This window comes from Bacillus sp. CECT 9360 (assembly GCF_918741275.1).
GTDB lineage: Bacteria > Bacillota > Bacilli > Bacillales > DSM-1321 > Peribacillus.
In genome coordinates, this window is record NZ_CAKKNA010000024.1 from 14407 (window position 1) to 33095 (window position 18689).

Below are 18689 nucleotides of genomic sequence, written 5' to 3' on the forward strand. Positions count from 1 at the left end.
TTACTTTTGGTAATTAAGCCCAAATAACGAAATGTTAACGAAAACACCTACACCTAGGACAAAAGTTTTACGTAGTATAGGCTAAAGGTCTTCACGAAGATCAAATTATCATGGGGAGTTGTTTTTTTGAAGGAAAACATAGAGATGTCCATTTGTTTTGAGTATTATACCTGGAAAAGTCAACTTTGTGGTTCCAAACGATTGGTTTCGTCTTATCGGAGATACTGCCCAAAATGCTTTATTAATGTTTTGAAAGAATATTAAAAATAAATTTAACTTAGCGAGGGATATAAATGGAACAAGAACAAAAACAATATCTTGAAAAGTTATTAGATTGGTGCATTGATACTTATTCTGATTGGGAAAGAATAAAACCGAGGTTTTCAAAACAATTTGATCTAAAAAGTTTAGAGGAATGGGAAGAATCATACAACGAATTAAAAGGAAAATTAGTGGCAGATTTAAAAGAAGACTTTGATCACTATCAGAAAGCTCAAAATCTGTATGATCAGTATAAACTGTTATATAGAGAATCACATTCTTGTGAAGAAGATGATGAATCTGATGTGAGGAAGATAGGTGAGTTGTCCTCTAACTTTGATAGGGGAATAGAAATACTAGGTCAGGAAAATGACACAGTAGAAGAACTTGATAATTGAACTTATCCAAATGGCTTTTAATTTAGAAATACCCAAACAGGAATTTTACAAAAATTTCGTAGCACTACCAAGAACAGATATTCGGACCAGGAAGGAAATCGAAGTAGAATATGAGCACCCCCATATCTCCACCGTTACCTAACACATGTTATAAGAATCAACGTTAAATGTTCTGTAGTACTATAAGAGCATTGGATTAGATAGCGAAGAGAAAAAGATGACAAAGCTTTTAAAGTTATTGAAGATGAAAAAAAAGAATAACAAAAAAACCTGAAGATCTATTTGATTTTCAGGTTTTTTAGTCATCAATTAATCATAAAACTAAGAGCTAATAAAAGTATCATTTTCATCTACTAATACAGGCTTGTAAACGCTCCAGTTGCTTTGTGTCAGGGGCGAAACGGTTTGTATTTCAATTTGAAAGAACACTTTTTAAAGCAAAACTTACATTGTTTTCCAGCGTAACACCATGCGATTTGGCCAGGGATTATATACTTTTATGATATGGATATCACTTTCAAAAAAAGCCCTCTATTATGTTCTTCGATGTTCCGCTTATGCCCCAAGAACTAGGCATTTGTCTCAAATGTAGATTTAAAGTGTGTTATTCTATGGATTGGTTTCTTAGAGGGGTGAAAGAGCCTCCATCCAAACACCTTTTTTTCGCTTAAAGCTACAGTTATTTCAAATAGTTATCTTCGATGGTCTAGCGATCAATGAAGTAATTATTCCTACGATACATATAGTTAAGCAAGAAAAAAGAAATACTTTTAGTCCTAACGTATTAAACGCTGCTATTACGATAAGGCCATCAATCATCAAAATAAAAATCCCTATATTTACAGAAAAAGATTCTGAAATAAATTGAGCTAACAGGTCTGTTCCTCCAGTACTTGCCTTATATCGAAGCATGATTCCCACCCCTATACCAATGAATACTCCTCCTAATAACGAACTCGTAAAAGTAGGAAGCGAAAATTGATTTCTTAAAGGCGCTAACCAATCAATGAGTATAGAAGAAACAATCAAACCTAGAAAGCTATTATAAAAGAATGTTCGTTCATAGATCCATGCATATATAATTAGAGGAATGCTTAAAAGGAACATTGCTAAACCTGTTGGAAAACTAAAGTAATAATGTAGTATAAGTGCAATTCCTGTAACCCCTCCATCTAATAAATGATGGGGAACTAAAAAACCGTTTATTCCAATGCTTATTAGTAAACTACCTATAAGAATAGCTGCTACTTTTTGAAAAATATAAATCACCTTTTATCATTTGTTTACCTTATTATATGTACAAGCATTATATTTCAGAAGTAGGCTAAGATTGGGAATGAGTTGATTGTTCTGTAATTCTTGAAGAATGGCCCCAAAATCGTCAGGGGTAAGCTGTGCAATTGCCGATTTCCCTAAAATTTTCACGGCTCCATTAAACAAATATATATAAAAATTGATTTAACTAAAAAAAGAACACTTTGAACACCTCGTAAAGAAAGTTCTCCCTTAGTCCAAAATTGGGACTAAGGGTTTTATTTATCCTCATTTAAATGTAGATGCAATGAATCAAAAATTTAAGATCTAAAATTTTTATTAGGCAAATTGTAAGCATCATGCCTCTATTTTTACGTCTATTTCCAAACATCCATCTATTATTACGACCAAAATCGAAAAAGGTACATCACAATGAAATAAAACGATTATCCTTTTAAAATTGGAAATACTTTATCAATGGCTTCTTGTAATTTTTCACTATTTTTAGTAAACATTTCCTTGGCTTCCTTTACTTCTGTTCCAAGGGCAAACATCTCTAAATCCGCTTGACATTTTTTTAGGGTCGAAAGAATTAAAGGTCTTTCTTGAGGAGATGCCACTTGTAATTTATCGTCAAATAGATCAACCGTTAACTCTCCATAAGAATTTACCTGTCCAAGAAAAACATTTTCAATCGTTACCCCCAGTTTTTCCAATTCGATATGTAACCAAGCTCGACTTCGTCCAATTGTCGAAAGTGGTTCATCCAATACTTCGCCATCCATAATGACGGTTTGAGGCTCCTTGATTGATGCAACCGATAAGTTTACATCCTTTGCTGTTAAAGGTTGATTTTCTTTTTTCAACATGACAGATAAATCACCAGTTGCTTCTAATATCGCGAATTCTACATCAGAAACCTGGTAAACATCCTTTTTTCGGAGTAATTCTAGTAATTCATCTGTTGTGTATCTTTCCTTTTTTAAGTTATCTTCCATAATTTTTCCATCTTTAATAAAGACAGTTGGTTTCCCTTCTATAAAATCACGGAATTTTTTACTTTTTAAAGCAATAAGACCAACTATATATGGTATAGCTGCCATAACTAGAATGGCTAATCCTCCTATAATAATACTATGTCTTACTTCAAGGATAACGATTGCTGCAATTCCTCCTATTGTAATACCTGTTACATATTCGAAGAAGGAAAGTTGGGATAGTTGCTTTTTGCCTAGAAATTTTGTGATAAAAAACAGAACAATCATAAACAAAATAACTCGAGAAACAACATTTAGCCAAAGAGGCATTAGTAGACCCTCCCTTAAAATCCTTTATACTGCAATTCCTCTCGTTCGATTTCTCCAACGCGTTTTTTTAAATCCGTCACCACTTCATGCACAATCATCATCGTTTCATGTAGGGAACGCTTCGATTCCGTATCCTCGGTGCGGAGTGCTAAACTAGATAAATCGGCTTCTACGCCTTTAAGACTGGCAAGACACTGCTTTACATTTGATGCAATAGTCATTCAGTATTCTCCTTATCCTTTTGGTTTAAAAATCAACGACCCTAACATACCGAATATAATGGCAGCTGAAATACCGGCACTTGTTACTTCGAACACCCCTGTAAGAATGCCAACTAAGCCGTGTTGTTCAGCTTCTTGCATGGCACCATGTACAAGTGCATTCCCAAAGCTTGTAATGGGTACTGTAGCTCCAGCCCCAGCAAAATCAATTAAGGGTTCATATAAACCTACCCCATCTAAAATGGCACCGACCACTACAAGGGTACTTAAGGTATGTCCCGGTGTCAGTTTAAATACGTCAAACATAATTTGCCCGATTACACAAATCAAACCACCAACAACAAAAGCCCAAAAATAAATCATTTTATTGTCCACCCCCGTATTCAATCGAGACCGCATGGGCGATACAAGGTATGGTTTCGTTTTGCTGGAAGGATAGGGGTGATAATAAAGCGCCTGTAGCCACTACTAACATTCTTTTAAATTCACCTTTTTTCATGCGATTTAATAAATGACCATACACTACTGTTGCTGAACACCCCGCGCCACTTCCTCCTGCGAGGACTGGTTGCCCCTCTCGATAGATCATGAGACCGCAATCTTGGTATTGTTCTTTACTAATAGGGGTTCCATGCTTTTTAAATAAATCCAATGACGCTTCTTGTCCAATTTGACCAAGGTCTCCGGTTACGATTAAATCATAATAAGTTGAATCAATGTTTCGTTCCGTTAAGTGTGCTTCAATGGTATCAACCGCAGCCGGTGCCATTGCTCCTCCCATATTAAAAGGATCGGTCAGTCCCATATCAATAACGCGTCCTATTGTGGCAGAAGTCACACGCGGCCCCTCTCCGGAGTCACTTAATAATGCTGCGCCAGCACCTGTAACGGTCCATTGTGCAGTAGGGGGCTTTTGCCCGCCATATTCAGTTGGATAACGAAATTGTTTTTCAACAGCAGTATCATGACTAGAAGCTCCTGTTAACAAATATTTAGCTCCTTTTGTATTAATAATATAGGCGCCTAGAGCCAATCCTTCCATAGAGGTAGAACAAGCACCAAACAAACCAAAATAAGGAGCTCCAATCGTTCGGCTTGCGAAACTAGTCGGGGTAATCTGGTTGATTAGGTCTCCTGCGAGGATGAACTGAACCTGTTCCTTTTGGATTCCCCCTTTTTCCATGGCTTTTTGACAGGCTTCTTCAAAAAGAACTTTATGCGCCTTTTCATAGGAATCCTAATGTAAAAGTTCACTCCGTTTTTTTATTTATTGTGTAATAAGGTAAGTTTCCTTGAGCTGACGAAATAATTCGTGCAAAACTAAAAATCATTTATGTTTATTTCCTTTATAGGTAAGTTAAATTATTTAAATTAATGAGAATTGCACTCTTATCACAAAGAACATATTCTATTTTAAAAATAAATTACTAACGTCTATTTGTGAAGATTACCGTAAGCCCCCATTCAAACAACGCATATAAACACGCAGCACCTCCTGGTACGATACATGTATCAATAAAAGGAGGTGCTTTTCCTATGCCACAACAAAAACTAACCATTGTTCCCGTTACATTACATACCGAAAACGAAAATAATTCTGCAACAAAGCCAACAGTGCTTTCCTCCAATCCTACTTGCACGATTAAAACGGCAAACGCTGAAATTTCCTTCTTTAACGGTGTAGATGAGCACATCATCCAAGCGGTCATGAGGGAGTTGAAAAATGGGTGAAACACGACTATACAAGCGTTAAAAACATTTATATCATTTGCGGTAAGACAGTTATGAGAAAAGGAATTTGCAAGTGTCCTTATTTGAGGATGACCCGTCTTTTACTGATCCTGATCACACAGAAGAACAAAGCCAACAGACCATTTCTTATACTGTTGTACGAAAAATTCAACCAAAAAAACGAAATGATTCCTTGCGTGAAGATATTGAAATAGAAGCTATTCACCATCATCCAGCAAATACAATCTGTGACGGTTGCCATGATCAAATGATAGAAATGGGCAGTACAATCGTGCGTGAAGAGGCGAAATTTATTCCTGCGAAAATGATGAAAGTTCAACATATTGAACACGCTTATGAATGTAAAAAATGCAAAAGCGATTCATTACAAAAAGGGCAGATTAAACGTGGTAAAGCGCCACAACCTCCCATTCAACGTAGCATCGCAAGTCCTAGCGTACTTCCAAAGTGATGTATGATAAATTTTCACAATACTTACCTCTTTACCGTCAGGTAAAGGAATGGGAGCGTTATGGCCTGAACACGAATGATAAGAACCTTTCCAATTGGGTCTATCGAAGTGTGCCCAGTCAAGGTCCAACGATTGTCCTGTTTCTGAATATACTCTGAACAGAGCGAATGGACTAAAAGCATTCTTGAAGGATGGCCGTATCGAAATTGATAATAATCCAGCCGAAAATGCCATTCGTCCAAATGTGATGGGTCGAAAAAACTGGCTCTTTTCCGTCAGTGAAGCTGGTGCAAAAGCCAACGCCATCTGTTTAAGTATCGCAGAAACGGCAAAAGCAAACGGAGTGGATTTCTATCGTTATCTCTTGAAGTTACTGACGGATTTTCCGAATCTTGATATCTATCAACATTCGGAAATTTTAAATCAATATATGCCTTGGTCAAAAATGATCCAAGCAGAATGTGGCAGATAAAATGAAATCACCGTATATCTGATTAAAAAAATCATGATATACGGTGATTTATGATGCGTACGGTTAAGGTATGCTTATTTTTTATAGTTCGGGCTTACAAAAGAAAAGCATTACCTCAAAGGAAGTAATGGATGAAATCGTTCTCCTTTAATTAGTCTCCTTGCTAACCTAATTTCTGTTTCTCTAGCTGCTTGGTAAAAATATCCTCTTATAGTTGCTTCAAATCCTCCAGGTCGTTGAAAAACTTTCCTACAAAAAATCTATTATAAATTTTCCATTAGACGTTTTTTGATTAATTCATAATCGTCCCTAGTAATACCAGGAGCAAATTCTTCAGGTAACTCCTCTAAGTTTGGAATTGGTCCGCCTTCAGGAGTACCAATTTTCACTTCAAGCGGTTGCCCATTTTCCGGATTTGTTCCTTTCCAAATCATTCCGATATCCCTGTATTCTGTTTCGCTCCATGTGAATAGCACATTGCTTAAGCCTTTTTCTATGAACGGTCTGGCATAATCAAATTGTGAGTTATCAAGATTTGGAACTGGAAGCATTTTCGTCAAGTCTACCCCTGTAGCAATTTCGATTGCTTTCGCATAGGCGAGGATATGTGTTCCTCCACGAACAAGTAAATACCCAATCATGGTTCTAGCAACTGGGTTATCAGTCATCTCATAAACTCTCATTTTATGTGTACGTGCACCAATCTCTAGAAAAAAGTTATGTGTTAAATCTAAAACCAGATTTCCACTATTAAAAACATTATCACCAGTCCAAGGTCTTCCCATTGAATCACCTGGTATAGCCGTTTGAGCTGTAGAAATAAAATGGTGGGTGTTTCTCGCATCCTTCCCATTTTGAAGTGGAGTGATATCCGGATTCCCTGGAAAAGTATTACCTACCGATAACAAATTAATCGTATTAGAAACAAGTTCTACATGACCAAATTCTTCTGCTGTAATGCTTGCCACTAACTCATAGAATGGTTTTAGCTTTTTTTTATTTCTGAAGTTAAAAGACTGAAACATATAGTTATTTAAGGTAGACATCTCCCCAAACTTGCCACCCAAGAGTTCTTGTACTGCTGCTGCAGCATTCATATCGCCGTGTGCGGGTATAGGAAGTTCAATTGCCAATTTATTTATTCTTTTAAACATTATTTCCCCTCCACTTCCTTTTTGTTAACCAGGAAAAACCCAAATAATTTGCTGGGTACGAATAAAAAAGGGAGTTCCGTTAGATTCGACAACAATGTGATCTGGCAATACATTTTTCAAGGAGCCACGAACGCTACCTCTTATGGTTTGAACAGTAACAATTTTACCAACAATGGTTGTTAATGTCTGATAAACATATGGATCATAAAAGCTTAACAGGTTGTTGTTTGTCATTTAGATCCTCCTATTCTAAAGTCATTCTTACTGAGTATATGTTTCTCGATATGAAAAAAGACTGAAAAACAACTGTTCAATTTGACTCTTGTTGTTAAATACTATCCTGAAAATAATAAACGGCAATAGCACATTTTTTGCAATACGAAACTAGGCCTAGCAATACCCAATTTTTTAAACTGGACCTAGGAATGACTAATCTAATCCTTTTATGTACGAATTTATACTATGGCTCGCATACGCCGATGTAATTGACAATAAAATTGAAAAGATAAAGCAAGGGCTTGTAGAGTTCAAGAATAAACTTTATGGCACAGGTAATGCCATTCAAAGTATAACGAAAACTCTTGACAAACTATTTCAACGTCAGGACGAACTGTTTCAACGTCAAGACAATATTATCAAGCTACTGGAAGTTGTGTATAACAATTTATAATTGTATGGAACACCAGTAAATCTCGGGCCTATTTCAAAAATTAGAAGTCATTAAGCCGCACTCGAAAGATGGACAAAGATATATTGAAGTTGTATTTATTTATCGCTTTGAAAAATCTGTTGAAACATGTGCCGATATGATTAATTGCGACAGGAGCACCTAATTGGTATGTAAATAAATTAGCAGCAGAGTTAAGCAACAAAGGTGATGACAAACTATTCAAAACCTTATCATTACTTATTCCAGAGGAAGAATTAAAACCAGAATTAAAGAGTATAAAGGGTGGCTATAAAGATATTGATGTGGTCACTGTTTCCGAACAACTAAATCAAAAAGGGATACTGGAGGATGTGGGCGGCGTAACCTATCTTACTCAATTAGCTGGCTCAGTACCAACTACAGCGAATACCATTTATTATTGTGATTTGGTAAAATCGAAAGCCTTGCGTAGGCGAGGAATTGAAGCAGCAAAAAATATAAGATATTTATCGGAGGTACAGGAATTTGAATATGACGAGACATTTTTGACAGAAGTAGAAAATCAGGCTTTAAAAAAAAAATTCAAGGAGGATTCATCATGACAGTAATAAATGATGTTAAGACAGCTCTAGCAGGCTTAAAAAGTGCACAAGCAAGTTTCGAAACATTTGCTCTTGGTACAGATAATCAACAGGCAAAGCAACTTTACCAAGATGCTGCTAAACAAACCCAATCTGTTATTAACAGCATTGAACCACGCGTTCAACAAATTGAACAAGAAGAACCTCAATACAAACAACAATAATGAGTAAGATAAAAAAGGTTGGTTGGGAGGCCAACCTTTTTTAATTCCTTTAAATAATGGGAAAAACGGAGATGGTTTCATGAAAGACAAAATAACCAAAATAAAAATTTTTCTTTCCATTTTAGCCGTGATCGGGTTTGGAACAGGATGTAACGATAACCAAAATCAGTTAGATGAGGATAACAATGATTTAGGTGTTTCACTGGTACATACGACTAAACCCATCGATCAATCAGTTGCCAATAGGGCTAAAGAAAAAATTATTGCCAAAGAAGAAATTTCAGATGTAAAGGCTGTGAATACAGAAAAAGAGCTTTTTGCAGCAATAAAAGTTGATAATTTTGATCGCTTTCGATTAAAGAAAATTGAGAAGTCAATAAAATCCGACTTGGAAAAAATGTACCCAAACCATGAAATAATTGTTTCGTCAGATAAAAAAATGATGTGGGAATTGGAACAATTAGAACAGAAACTTCAAAAAGGCAACACAGATAAGAAGAGCTTAAAAAAAGATTTAAATAAAATTAAAAATCTAATGAAAGAGAAAACTTAAAGAGAAAGGGGCAAGCTATGTCAAATAATCAAAAGAAACAACTAACCCCGGTGCAACAAGAATATCAAAAATTGCAAAAAAATCGAGAAATCGACAGACCCGTTTTTAAAAATTGTATAAAGGCCTTTATAACAGGTGGTCTGATTTGTCTTATTGGCCAGGTTATTCAAGACTTCTTTATTTATTATTTTGATTTTACAGACCAAACGGCTGGAAATCCAACTGTGGGTACATTAATTTTTATTGCTATGCTTCTTACCGGTTTTGGGGTTTATGACCGAATTGCTCAATTTGGAGGAGCTGGTTCAGCAGTTCCAGTTACCGGTTTTGGCAATGCTGTCATTTCAGCTGCTATTGAACATCGAACCGAAGGGTTTGTATTAGGAGTCGGAGGTAATATGTTTAAATTAGCTGGGTCTGTTATATTATTTGGTGTTTTTTCTGCGTTTGTTATTGCATTAGTAAAGACAATTCTAATTAGGTGGGGTGGTTTATGATACTCGCAGGTCATCGTACATGGATCTTCGAACAAAAACCCGTCATACTTTCTACTGGAACAGTTGGTGGACCATTTGAAGCAAACGGAGCAATCGCAGAAGATTTCGATCTCCTTCATGCTGATTTATGGCTTGGACAGGATTCCTATGAGAAAGCACATAAAATCCTTTTTGAAGAGGCCTGTCAAAAAGCCATGGAAAAAGGGGGCATCCAAAAGGATCAAGTTCAATTTATCCTAGCTGGGGACCTAATCAATCAGATCACCCCAACAAGTTTCGCTAGTCGAACAATTGGAGCCCCGTATTTTGGTTTATTCGGTGCCTGCTCTACGTCTATGGAAGGATTGGCCCTAGGTGCTTATATCGTGAATACCAAAGGAGCGAAATATTTATTAACCGGAGCATCCAGCCATGCCATAAGAAGGTTGTTATCATCAATCACTTTATCAATTAAATCGATACCATCTTGGCTTCCTACTTCTTTGATGACAGTACTGCACGCTTTTGCATACTCTTCAGTTTCCAACTTATCCCTTTGCATATAGCCATCTTTCGATGTTTTCTGTGGTCTTTGCACTGTCTTCACCTCCGTATTCCTCCAAGATTACTATTGTTCGGCCCTTCGTTCCGAAGGAACTACTATGGCCTCTGCTGACTTCTTACAATTCAACTTGCCATTGCTGACAAGTTTGTTCCTGTGGGATGTTACATCCCTCTTGTCGGGAACCCTTGTAAGACCTCCCCGGGTAAGAACTACAACCTTCCTCCCATGTAACTGCTGTATTTACTGTATGGAACTCGTGCAGTATCGGACTTTGTTTTGTTTGGCAAACTCATCCATTCCAATTCAGCCTTTTATACAGTTTCTGTTCGTCAGTTCGGGATTTTGCCTCCGGCTTCCTTCAGATTCCACCTCACGATGGACACCCTTGCCTTTAGCTAACAGTTCCTACTGCCAAGCCTGTAGTGGACTTTCACCACCAAGTTATAGCCCATGCCGGGCGCACCATAAAGAACACCGTTTGAGAACAAACGGTGTATAAACTTATTCATCTTTATTATCTGCGTCATTTACATCTTTAGGATCTTCAATTGGTTCTTCTGTATCAGTGTTGTCATTATTTTCATCAATATTATCTGGATCTGTTGCGTCTTCAGCATCTTCAATTGATTCTTCTGTATCAGGGGTGACATTATTTTCATCAATAGTATCTGGATCTGTTGCGTCTTCAGGATCTTCAATTGGTTCCTCTGTCCCTGGAGTTACATCCTCCGGTGGTGGATTATTATCGTCATCTCCATTATTACACCCTAATAACAAGAACATTGAAAGAAAAACTGTTGATAAAAGTTTCATCCACTTATGATTCATCTTTACCGCCCTTTCGATTGTTGTAATTTCTAAATTATTTTTTACGTTTATTCTTTTTTTATTCAGATAGTCTAAAAAAGAAATTTGATGAAATACAGTAATAAAATTAAAAATGAGGCAATTATGTATGATAATATTACAAAGTTTCCCTATTTTATCCGATTCTATTTTTTGCTTTTTGAATAACCTCTACTACAAACTGATCTTTATTTTCTAATTCACCAAGTGTAAGTTCTCCATTAGCTAATTTTTCAGAGAGCACATTAATATCTTCCTGGACGGAAACAGGGATTTGATTTTCAGTCAACATTTTCTGAAGCTCATTTGCAATTTTAGTTTCTTGATTCATTTTTAACACAACCTTTATTTTAGTATTTATATGGCAGGATTTGAGCAATTTAATACTTTGAACACGTTTGTAGGAAGGTTCTAAAGAAGAGAAAGGTTGGTTAACATCCAACCAACCTTTTGTCTTGCATAATTATTGTTGTTTTACCCTGAGTTTGCTTTCCTTTAACACGTGTTCTTTATTGTATTAAATTGCCTCTATAAGGATCTTGACTTTGCATGTAGTTAGAAAATTGTTGAACCGATTGTTGAATAGTTTGTGGAGTTTCTTTTTCCAAAGCATACCATCCGTTTTTAAACATTAAGTTATATAGATTGCGGTGACAGTCTTCTGTTTCTTGGGAAATAGACGCAATTGTACGATACAACGACCCATGGCTTGCTTCTTTTAATGCAGTCGAATATGAGGAAGATATATATTTTTCCGTAGTTAAGGCATCGTTTAGAAAATCTCTATCGTTCATTTGCGGCGTCTTGGGAACTGGTGTTTCAGGATTCTTAATTTTGTTTGGAGTATTATTTTCCACTATCGTATCCTCCTTATTGATTCATATTTTGTGAAGGTTGAGTTACATACTGTTGCATCTGTTGAAGCAGCTGTTGATAGTGTCGGTCGTGCATTTGTCCAGCTTGTTCAAGTGCTGCTCTTACTTCTGGATTTTGACATTGTTGAGCGAAAAAATGCATTTTCTTCATCGCAAGTAGATTCCAGCTTAACATATCGTTTAAATAGAGATGATCCTTTGTTGACATTATTTCAGGCGGCTGCGTCATGAAAGCTTGTGCTTGTTGATTAACCATACCCGTCTGCGGTTGTTGCATGATGTTTCCTCCTTGTTAACAATGTTGTAATCACTTGGGTAGATTGCCACATAGTGGTCAAAAATATGCAGGTATTTTAGACTAGTGTTAAAGAACCAGCCACCTTTGGACATATCATCCCTTTGGTTTCACTATAGGCATTAAATACTCCCCACCTATACGCAGGTGGGGAGTATTTGTCGCTTAACTAAATATTAATTGATCCTATTCCAGATTCTGTCTAGATCCAAGGCAACATATATTTTATCACCATTAATTTCCTTATGTATGATAGGATGGGAAAAATACTGATTTATATTTCTATTAAATTGCTTAGTCCTTGCTCGTGGTTTTGGTCCTGAAATCGTTTCAAGATAGTCCTTATACATACTCCGTCTACCTCTTTTTTATTATTTAATGAAAAATACAAACTGCATCAATACTCATTTCTAAATAAAAAAGCATACCAGTCTTACTTCTCGAAAAGAAAATTCCCCTCGAATGGTAAAACAATTGTACTTTCATCAGCTTTTATAAAAGTTCAACTGTCCAATTTACCCTATTCTCCCTTCCTTAATTTTTTCCTGCCAAGAGTATTTTTTCCTAAAAGATAAGAAGTATAATTTAAATTTTAAAAACTTTGTATGAATAAACATTTCTATCTTGAAACATTCTAAGAAAGGTTTCAAAGAAAAATATAGGAGGTGAAAGTCATGACAGTTATTAATGACGTTAAGACAGCTCTAGCGGGATTGAAAAGTGCGCAGGCTAGCTTTGAAACTTTTGCTCTCAGTACAGAGAATCAACAAGCAAAGCAACTTTACCAAGATGCCGCTAACCAAACTCAATCCGTTGTAGACAGCATTGAGCCACGTGTTCAAGAAATTGAACAAGAAGAACCTCAATACAAACAACAATAATTAATAAGGCAAAAAAAGGTTGGTTAAGTTTTTACCAACCTTTTTTAGACCCTTCAATATTGGATAAAAAACAGAGGTGAATTCATGAAAGACAAAACAACAAAATTGAAAATTTTTCTTTTGATTTTTACAGTCATCCCCTTTGGATCAGGATGTAACAGTAACCAAAATCAATTAGGTCAGGATCATAATGATTTGAGTATTTCACAAGTACATACCAGCAAGCCAATCGACCAATCTGTTGCTAATCATACAAAAGAAAAGATTATCACGAAGGATGGAATTTCTGATGTAAAGGCAGTCAATACGGATAAAGATCTTGCCTGTCATTGGTTTCTTACTATATCTTAGCATATCAAATCCCAAGTTTATTCAACGTAAAAGATTGACCTCTTCTCATAATGAGGCTAATCAGTTACCTGATACATTTAGTGATTCAGCATCGATAATCGCCAATGCTTTAAAGTATTTTACTGTAGACGGGCTTCGAGTCGGCAAAGTCCAAGTACTTAACAATGGAATAGCAAAATATGAACAACTTATCGAATCCCTGCAAAATGCCAAAAAAACTATTGACTTAGAATACTTCATCTATCGGGACGACCAAATTGGTAATACCATCACAGAACTGCTGATTGAAAAAGCAGTAAATGGAGTGCGGGTTCGTTTTATTAGAGATGGTTGGGGGAGTAAAAAATTTCCGCGTCAAAAAATTCTTCAGATGGTGGAAGCAGGGATAGAATGTCGGACAATATTTCCTTTACGCTTTCCCTGGATTTTATCCAATTGGAATTATCGCGATCATTGTAAGATTGTCACGATTGACAGCAAGGAATCCTTTACTGGCGGTATGAACATTGGGTATGAATATACAGGATTAAAGCCAGACGTAGGATTTTGGAGGGACACTCATTTGCAAATTAAAGGGGAAGCAACAGACGACTTGCAGACTATCTTCGACGTTCATTGGAATATTGCTGTACAAGAACAGATAAAGTCAAAAACAAATTCTGATGCAACGAAAAAGCCCACTAAAATCCCAAAATATAATTCAAAGGAAATCAATCCAACCGGCAGCATAGATTTTTCAAGGTGGTCTGCTGAATTCGGATTTGAGTTATGGACTATAGAAGGTAAAACAGACAATACCCCAACAAAGACAGGAGAATTTCAAAAAGCATACATTCACACGTTGGAAGGAAATCCTGGAATTCCTACACCAGTTATTCGTCAAGCTTACTTTATATTAATTACACAAGCAACCAAAACCATTGATATCACAACGCCCTACTTTATACCAGAAACAGATATCATTATGGCATTAAAGACAGCAGTAGCTCGTGGTGTGCACGTAAGATTGCTGGTTCCTCGCCACATTGATCAAAAAAGCGTGGGCTATGCAAGTCGTACCTATTACGGGGAACTTATAGAAGCTGGGGTCCAAATCTACCAGTACAATAAAGGAATGTTACATGCGAAACTGATGATCATTGATGAGGAAATTGCAGAAGTAGGCGCAGCAAACTATGATATGAGAAGTTTTCGCCTGAATTATGAGGTGTGTCAAGTCGTGTACAGTGCTGATGTGGCAAGGGAACTCACAGAGCAGTTCGAGAGGGATCTTACTGATTCTGTACCATTAAGAATTGAAGACTTGTTGCAACGATCCCTGACCGAGCGCATTGTTGAACAAGGTGCTCGTCTGCTTTCTCCATTATTATAAGTTGATGTATCCTGTTTTTATTGTTCTATCTTAAATCTAGATTTAACTTTGTTTTTAATATATTTCTGACTTATTTGAAAAAAAGTCGAAAACCCGTATATTATAAGAACTTCCAACATGGGTTTTTTCTTATTTACGATGGAAATTCATTACTAAAAAACGGTAATACTAAAAAGGCAGCTCAAAGAGTTTGAATTCAAAAATATCTGTTACCTTTTCATTTAAATATAGAGGTGATATCAATAGATAATATATTTGAAAATCTTAAGGAAATACGTTTATTAGAAGATAAGCTCTATCATTTAGAATTAAATGGTTGGCTAAAAAATGAGTTTTTAACTTGGGAATGGTGGATACTAGTCGTTTTTTTAGTTGTGCCTTGGGTTATATGGGCTAAACTTGTTAAACGAGACATTATTTTAGAAATTTTGTTATTTGGTACCATAATTATCATAACAACAACCTTATTAGATGTAGTTGGCTTACAATATAGGTTTTGGGATTATCCAATTGCATTCTACCTATTATTCCTAGGGCCTTTCCCTTTGATTTTTCAATGATACCTGTAGCTTACATGTTGTTATATCAATATTTTAGAACATGGAAAATTTTTATAATCGCACAAATCACTATGGTACTCACATACGCCTTTATTGGTGAACCTTTTTCCGAGTGGGTCGAACTTGTGTATTATTATGAGTGGAGATACAGTTATTCATTCATATATTACATCATTGTTGGAATTGTAACTCGAGCTTTAATACTAAAACTAGCCTCTTTATCTAAACCTCAAGATCTTACAACTAAGTAAAATTTAAATTGGAGGAAAAAACTTTGGAAGAAGTTAATATTGGTTTACTGACGATCAAAGTCATCGTTGGTTTTGCAACTTTATTTTTTATCATTATCATAACAGGCAGAACATCCATCTATCAGTTAACCCCGTTTCACTTAGTTTTTGTGTTAGTACTTGGAGATCTTTTAGGAAATACCATTTATGAAGATAAGGTAGGGATTTTTCATTTTTTATATGCCATCGGATTGTGGACGTTTCTTATGTTGGGGATAGAGTTCTTGACTCTAAAAAATAAATCGATACGTTCTCTTCTTTTGGGCGATCCTAACATCATTATTCGGGATGGTGTAATGGATAGAAAGTTACTTAAAAAGAACAAATTGGATGTAAATCAAGTATTAAGTATACTTCGACAAAATCAGGTTTTTTCTGTTCGCGAAGTCAAATACGGTATTTTGGAAGCTAATGGGCAAATAAGTGTATTATTACAATCGAAGTATCAAAAACCCGAAAAGCAGGATTTCAATCTTCCAGAAAGTCCAGTAGACCTCCCAACATCGTTAATTATAGATGGGGAAATTTTATGGGATAATTTACATGAACTCGGATTTGATCAACAGTGGTTAGATAACCAATTAACTACCAATGGATATGATAATGTAAAGCGTATACTCTACGCAGATTGGCGAGAGAGTGAAGGCATACATGTAAGTCCTAAATAAAATTTGTTAGGATAAGAGCATATCAATTTTCTTGGTGAATATAAACTTGCATAATTCTGGCTCTTCATTGTTATTCCTTATTGATACAGATAGGTTAGGGTTTGAAGTTATCGCCGCCTTTTCCCCCTGTTAACAAAGTACATGAAACTTTCACCAACGGCGTTCCAACTAATCCAATTCATTCAATTTCTATGTATATTAATGAAGCGAAGTTATTCTCCAAGTCGGATTGTTTTATTATTGCACTGTTTGCGGAGTTCATTGAGCTTTTCTTTTTGCTTATTGTTTAATTGTAAAGCATTAAGTAAAGACTGGATTTTATCAATATCTTTCATGTGTACGAGTCGGTGAACACCTTCATGTAACACTATCAAATTTGAATAACTATCATCTTTTGAAAGGTGATAGGGATTTTTATGATGACTGTGCCAATCATTTAAAGCCAAGTTCAATTCCTGAAACAGCACATTTACCATATTGGGCAATGAACCGACTAACGCGATTATCGTTATATTCAATCGTGCGGTTTGGAATAAAGTTTTTCATGAGATAACTTAATACATTTTTGTTAATCGCCTTCTGGGTTTTGTGTATCTTTGCTCTGCCGTTGGCAGTGTAATTATAGATGCCTTGAGAAAAACAAAGATTCGTTTTGATGGGGAGGTTTTCCGAGAAAAAGGGATAAACAGCATGTATGTCCGATATGACTAGTACATTACAAAAACGCTACAAGGGCTATGAACCAAGGTTTTATAAGATAAGGGAAATGGTGTTTGTCCCTATCTATGCCCAACGGCGAGAGTTTTACGATAAGAAACATGAAGAAGGAAAACCCTTTAGAGTAGCTATTATTGCTTGTGTAAATAAGCTCTTACATTGGATATATGCCTTACTAAAAAGCAGAACAACTTTCCAAGATATAGCTTAGGACCTAAAAATAACTAAATACAACAAAACCTTCCAATTAGAGTACATCGGAAGGTTATTTGGCATGAACTTTTTTAGTATATCATGAGTCTAATAAACTTTTTATTGAAAAATGTTGACAAACTATTAGCTGGTTTAGCATTCCTGTAGATCGTTAAATATCAGGTTTGAAAAAAATAGAGCCCCTCAGTAAGATTATGAGTATAGACACCACTCTAACTCAAACACTTAAGGAGGAAGCCTTATATGAATTTTAAAATGCAAGACAAGCAAAATCAACTAGTAGAAAGAATTTCCGATACACATCTTATTGTTGGTGTTGATATTGCTCAACAACTACACGTTGCAAGAGCAGTTAACTTCCGTGGAATTGTAGTTGGAGACCCTCTTACATTTGAAAATAATGAAGATGGGTTTATTAAACTAGTAAACTGGATACAAGATTTAAAAAGACTAAAAAACTTAGATGCAACAATAGTAGGTATGGAACCTACAGGACATTACTGGCTTAACCTTTCAAAATGGTTATATAACCTAAACATTGAGGTAGTAACAGTCAATCCACACTTAGTAAAAAGGAATAAAGAAAATCGCGATAATACCCAATCAAAGAGTGATAAAAAAGACGCGCTCGTTATCGCGGATATGGTCAAGAATGGCTATTATTCCTTTATCCGCCCAACATCAGAATCATTTGAAAAACTTAGAGTTCTAATGTCTAATCGAGATGTGATTGTAAAACGTCTCGTAATGTCTATTAATCAAATAAATCGATGGGTTGATGTTGTCTTTCCAGAGCTGCGACAAGTGTTTAAAGATGTTTCGTGCAAAGGGGCCATCGCAACCCTCCGGTTGTTTCCTACACCAAATGAAATATCTTCTATGGAACCACTAGATGTCATGTCGGGTTGGAAATCTTTAATGAAAAGACAACCAGGACTTAAAAAAGCTCAATTACTGATCAGTCTAGCAAAGTCCTCTATTGGAACTGGACAAGCACTAGATGCTTATAAATTTCACTTAGAACAATTGTTAGAAGAATATGACCTAGTAGTAAAACAGCTCGAAAGAGTTGAACAACAAGTAAAAGAAGCTCTCAATCAAATACCATTCGTAAAGAAACTCCTTATGATAAAGGGTATAAGTGAAATTTCATTAGCAGGGATATTAGGCGAAGCAGTGTAACCGTCAAGTTGTTTTGAACACTTTTTGCTAATTAATTTTGAACACTTTTCTCTCCAAAAATGGTAGTTCTGTGTTTAATTCTATAACTATCCCCATTTAATCTGATTACTTCTACTCGCTG

Annotated in this window: 23 protein-coding genes and 7 pseudogenes; 16 read left to right on the forward strand and 14 right to left on the reverse strand. The window is 35.8% G+C overall.

Translation table 11 applies throughout. The features are described 5' to 3' along the window. Nucleotides 1–293 precede the first annotated feature (293 nt). Nucleotides 294–659, forward strand: coding sequence for a hypothetical protein (locus LQ216_RS19825; protein ID WP_230131360.1), 366 nt, complete (start codon nucleotides 294–296; stop codon nucleotides 657–659). 684 nt (nucleotides 660–1343) lie between these two features. Here the strand turns inward: LQ216_RS19825 and LQ216_RS19830 are convergent. From LQ216_RS19830 to spoVAD, 6 genes and pseudogenes are all read right to left on the reverse strand, one after another. Beyond that, on the reverse strand, nucleotides 1344–1928 hold the full coding sequence (locus LQ216_RS19830) for a YitT family protein (RefSeq protein WP_230131362.1): 585 nt from the start codon (nucleotides 1926–1928) through the stop codon (nucleotides 1344–1346). 96 nt (nucleotides 1929–2024) lie between these two features. Then, nucleotides 2025–2117 (reverse strand): annotated as a pseudogene (locus LQ216_RS19835) (DUF421 domain-containing protein); the annotation flags it as partial. A gap of 242 nt (nucleotides 2118–2359) precedes the next feature. Then, nucleotides 2360–3220 (reverse strand): DUF421 domain-containing protein, encoded by an 861-nt coding sequence (locus LQ216_RS19840; RefSeq protein WP_230131364.1) that lies wholly within the window; start codon nucleotides 3218–3220, stop codon nucleotides 2360–2362. Between the two features lie 14 nt (nucleotides 3221–3234). After that, nucleotides 3235–3441 carry a DUF1657 domain-containing protein gene (locus LQ216_RS19845; protein WP_126408961.1) on the reverse strand — a complete coding sequence of 69 codons (207 nt, stop codon included), beginning with the start codon at nucleotides 3439–3441 and terminating at the stop codon, nucleotides 3235–3237. A 12-nt stretch (nucleotides 3442–3453) separates the two neighbouring features. Continuing rightward, on the reverse strand, nucleotides 3454–3804 hold the full coding sequence (gene spoVAE, locus LQ216_RS19850) for a stage V sporulation protein AE (RefSeq protein WP_126408962.1): 351 nt from the start codon (nucleotides 3802–3804) through the stop codon (nucleotides 3454–3456). Between the two features lies 1 nt (nucleotide 3805). Then, a pseudogene (gene spoVAD / locus LQ216_RS19855) lies at nucleotides 3806–4678 on the reverse strand (stage V sporulation protein AD); the annotation flags it as partial. Nucleotides 4679–4977: 299 nt separating this feature from the next. On the opposite strand from spoVAD, the gene LQ216_RS19860 reads away from it, so the two are divergent. From LQ216_RS19860 to LQ216_RS19875, 4 genes are all read left to right on the forward strand, one after another. Continuing rightward, the gene (locus LQ216_RS19860; RefSeq protein ID WP_039238838.1) at nucleotides 4978–5172 is read left to right on the forward strand and encodes a hypothetical protein; all 195 of its coding nucleotides are present in this window, start codon (nucleotides 4978–4980) and stop codon (nucleotides 5170–5172) included. Nucleotides 5173–5245: 73 nt separating this feature from the next. After that, on the forward strand, nucleotides 5246–5644 hold the full coding sequence (locus tag LQ216_RS19865; RefSeq protein ID WP_225310836.1) for an IS66 family transposase zinc-finger binding domain-containing protein: 399 nt from the start codon (nucleotides 5246–5248) through the stop codon (nucleotides 5642–5644). Further along, complete coding sequence (locus tag LQ216_RS19870; RefSeq protein WP_225310838.1) at nucleotides 5644–5802, forward strand: IS66 family transposase; 159 nt, start codon at nucleotides 5644–5646, stop codon at nucleotides 5800–5802. The genes LQ216_RS19865 and LQ216_RS19870 overlap by 1 nt, the downstream gene beginning before the upstream one ends. Nucleotides 5803–5828: 26 nt before the next feature. Next, nucleotides 5829–6116, forward strand: coding sequence for a transposase (locus tag LQ216_RS19875; protein WP_230131366.1), 288 nt, complete (start codon nucleotides 5829–5831; stop codon nucleotides 6114–6116). A gap of 128 nt (nucleotides 6117–6244) precedes the next feature. Here LQ216_RS19875 and LQ216_RS19880 read toward each other — a convergent pair. The 3 genes and pseudogenes from LQ216_RS19880 to LQ216_RS19890 form a co-directional block, all read right to left on the reverse strand. Continuing rightward, nucleotides 6245–6361: pseudogene (locus LQ216_RS19880) on the reverse strand (cell wall hydrolase); the annotation flags it as partial. An 18-nt stretch (nucleotides 6362–6379) separates the two neighbouring features. After that, entirely contained in the window at nucleotides 6380–7270 is an 891-nt protein-coding gene (locus LQ216_RS19885; RefSeq protein WP_230131369.1) for a manganese catalase family protein, read from the reverse strand. A gap of 24 nt (nucleotides 7271–7294) precedes the next feature. Beyond that, nucleotides 7295–7504, reverse strand: a complete 210-nt coding sequence (locus tag LQ216_RS19890; protein ID WP_031538343.1) for a YuzF family protein — start codon at nucleotides 7502–7504, stop codon at nucleotides 7295–7297. A gap of 738 nt (nucleotides 7505–8242) precedes the next feature. On the opposite strand from LQ216_RS19890, the gene LQ216_RS19895 reads away from it, so the two are divergent. The 5 genes and pseudogenes from LQ216_RS19895 to LQ216_RS19915 all read left to right on the forward strand — a co-directional run. Beyond that, nucleotides 8243–8521, forward strand: coding sequence for a DnaB-like helicase N-terminal domain-containing protein (locus LQ216_RS19895; RefSeq protein WP_230131371.1), 279 nt, complete (start codon nucleotides 8243–8245; stop codon nucleotides 8519–8521). Next, nucleotides 8518–8724 (forward strand): DUF1657 domain-containing protein, encoded by a 207-nt coding sequence (locus tag LQ216_RS19900; protein WP_041844991.1) that lies wholly within the window; start codon nucleotides 8518–8520, stop codon nucleotides 8722–8724. Before LQ216_RS19895 ends, LQ216_RS19900 begins: the two co-directional genes overlap by 4 nt. A gap of 79 nt (nucleotides 8725–8803) precedes the next feature. Beyond that, nucleotides 8804–9277: a YhcN/YlaJ family sporulation lipoprotein gene (locus tag LQ216_RS19905; RefSeq protein WP_230131372.1), complete on the forward strand. Its 474-nt coding sequence runs from the start codon at nucleotides 8804–8806 to the stop codon at nucleotides 9275–9277. A gap of 17 nt (nucleotides 9278–9294) precedes the next feature. After that, nucleotides 9295–9774 (forward strand): stage V sporulation protein AC, encoded by a 480-nt coding sequence (gene spoVAC, locus LQ216_RS19910; protein ID WP_041844976.1) that lies wholly within the window; start codon nucleotides 9295–9297, stop codon nucleotides 9772–9774. Next, nucleotides 9774–10187 (forward strand): annotated as a pseudogene (locus LQ216_RS19915) (stage V sporulation protein AD); the annotation flags it as partial. The gene spoVAC and the pseudogene LQ216_RS19915, both read left to right, overlap by 1 nt. A 632-nt stretch (nucleotides 10188–10819) precedes the next feature. Here LQ216_RS19915 and LQ216_RS19920 read toward each other — a convergent pair. The 4 genes from LQ216_RS19920 to LQ216_RS19935 form a co-directional block, all read right to left on the reverse strand. Next, a complete protein-coding gene (locus LQ216_RS19920) occupies nucleotides 10820–11146 on the reverse strand; it encodes a hypothetical protein (RefSeq protein ID WP_041902469.1) in 327 nt (108 codons plus the stop codon). 154 nt (nucleotides 11147–11300) lie between these two features. After that, entirely contained in the window at nucleotides 11301–11495 is a 195-nt protein-coding gene (locus tag LQ216_RS19925; protein ID WP_041844978.1) for a hypothetical protein, read from the reverse strand. A 178-nt stretch (nucleotides 11496–11673) separates the two neighbouring features. Continuing rightward, nucleotides 11674–12021, reverse strand: coding sequence for a spore coat protein (locus LQ216_RS19930; protein WP_041903726.1), 348 nt, complete (start codon nucleotides 12019–12021; stop codon nucleotides 11674–11676). A 13-nt stretch (nucleotides 12022–12034) separates the two neighbouring features. Further along, entirely contained in the window at nucleotides 12035–12316 is a 282-nt protein-coding gene (locus LQ216_RS19935) for a hypothetical protein (RefSeq protein ID WP_041844980.1), read from the reverse strand. A 692-nt stretch (nucleotides 12317–13008) separates the two neighbouring features. Between LQ216_RS19935 and LQ216_RS19940 the strand changes: the two genes are divergently transcribed. The 4 genes and pseudogenes from LQ216_RS19940 to LQ216_RS19955 all read left to right on the forward strand — a co-directional run bounded on the left by LQ216_RS19940 (nucleotide 13009) and on the right by LQ216_RS19955 (nucleotide 16456). After that, nucleotides 13009–13215 (forward strand): DUF1657 domain-containing protein, encoded by a 207-nt coding sequence (locus tag LQ216_RS19940; protein ID WP_025910027.1) that lies wholly within the window; start codon nucleotides 13009–13011, stop codon nucleotides 13213–13215. A gap of 84 nt (nucleotides 13216–13299) precedes the next feature. Beyond that, entirely contained in the window at nucleotides 13300–13566 is a 267-nt protein-coding gene (locus LQ216_RS19945) for a hypothetical protein (protein ID WP_230131374.1), read from the forward strand. Continuing rightward, a pseudogene (locus LQ216_RS19950) lies at nucleotides 13535–14938 on the forward strand (phospholipase D-like domain-containing protein); the annotation flags it as partial. The gene LQ216_RS19945 and the pseudogene LQ216_RS19950, both read left to right, overlap by 32 nt. A gap of 834 nt (nucleotides 14939–15772) precedes the next feature. Next, nucleotides 15773–16456 carry a DUF421 domain-containing protein gene (locus LQ216_RS19955; protein WP_230131378.1) on the forward strand — a complete coding sequence of 228 codons (684 nt, stop codon included), beginning with the start codon at nucleotides 15773–15775 and terminating at the stop codon, nucleotides 16454–16456. A gap of 212 nt (nucleotides 16457–16668) precedes the next feature. On the opposite strand, the gene LQ216_RS19960 is transcribed toward LQ216_RS19955, so the two are convergent. Then, nucleotides 16669–16902, reverse strand: a complete 234-nt coding sequence (locus tag LQ216_RS19960; protein WP_230131380.1) for a hypothetical protein — start codon at nucleotides 16900–16902, stop codon at nucleotides 16669–16671. A 344-nt stretch (nucleotides 16903–17246) separates the two neighbouring features. Here LQ216_RS19960 and LQ216_RS19965 point away from each other — a divergent pair. Further along, nucleotides 17247–17384: pseudogene (locus LQ216_RS19965) on the forward strand (IS110 family transposase); the annotation flags it as partial. A 245-nt stretch (nucleotides 17385–17629) separates the two neighbouring features. Then, nucleotides 17630–18562, forward strand: a pseudogene (locus LQ216_RS19970) (transposase); the annotation flags it as partial. Between the last annotated feature and the right edge of the window lie 127 nt (nucleotides 18563–18689).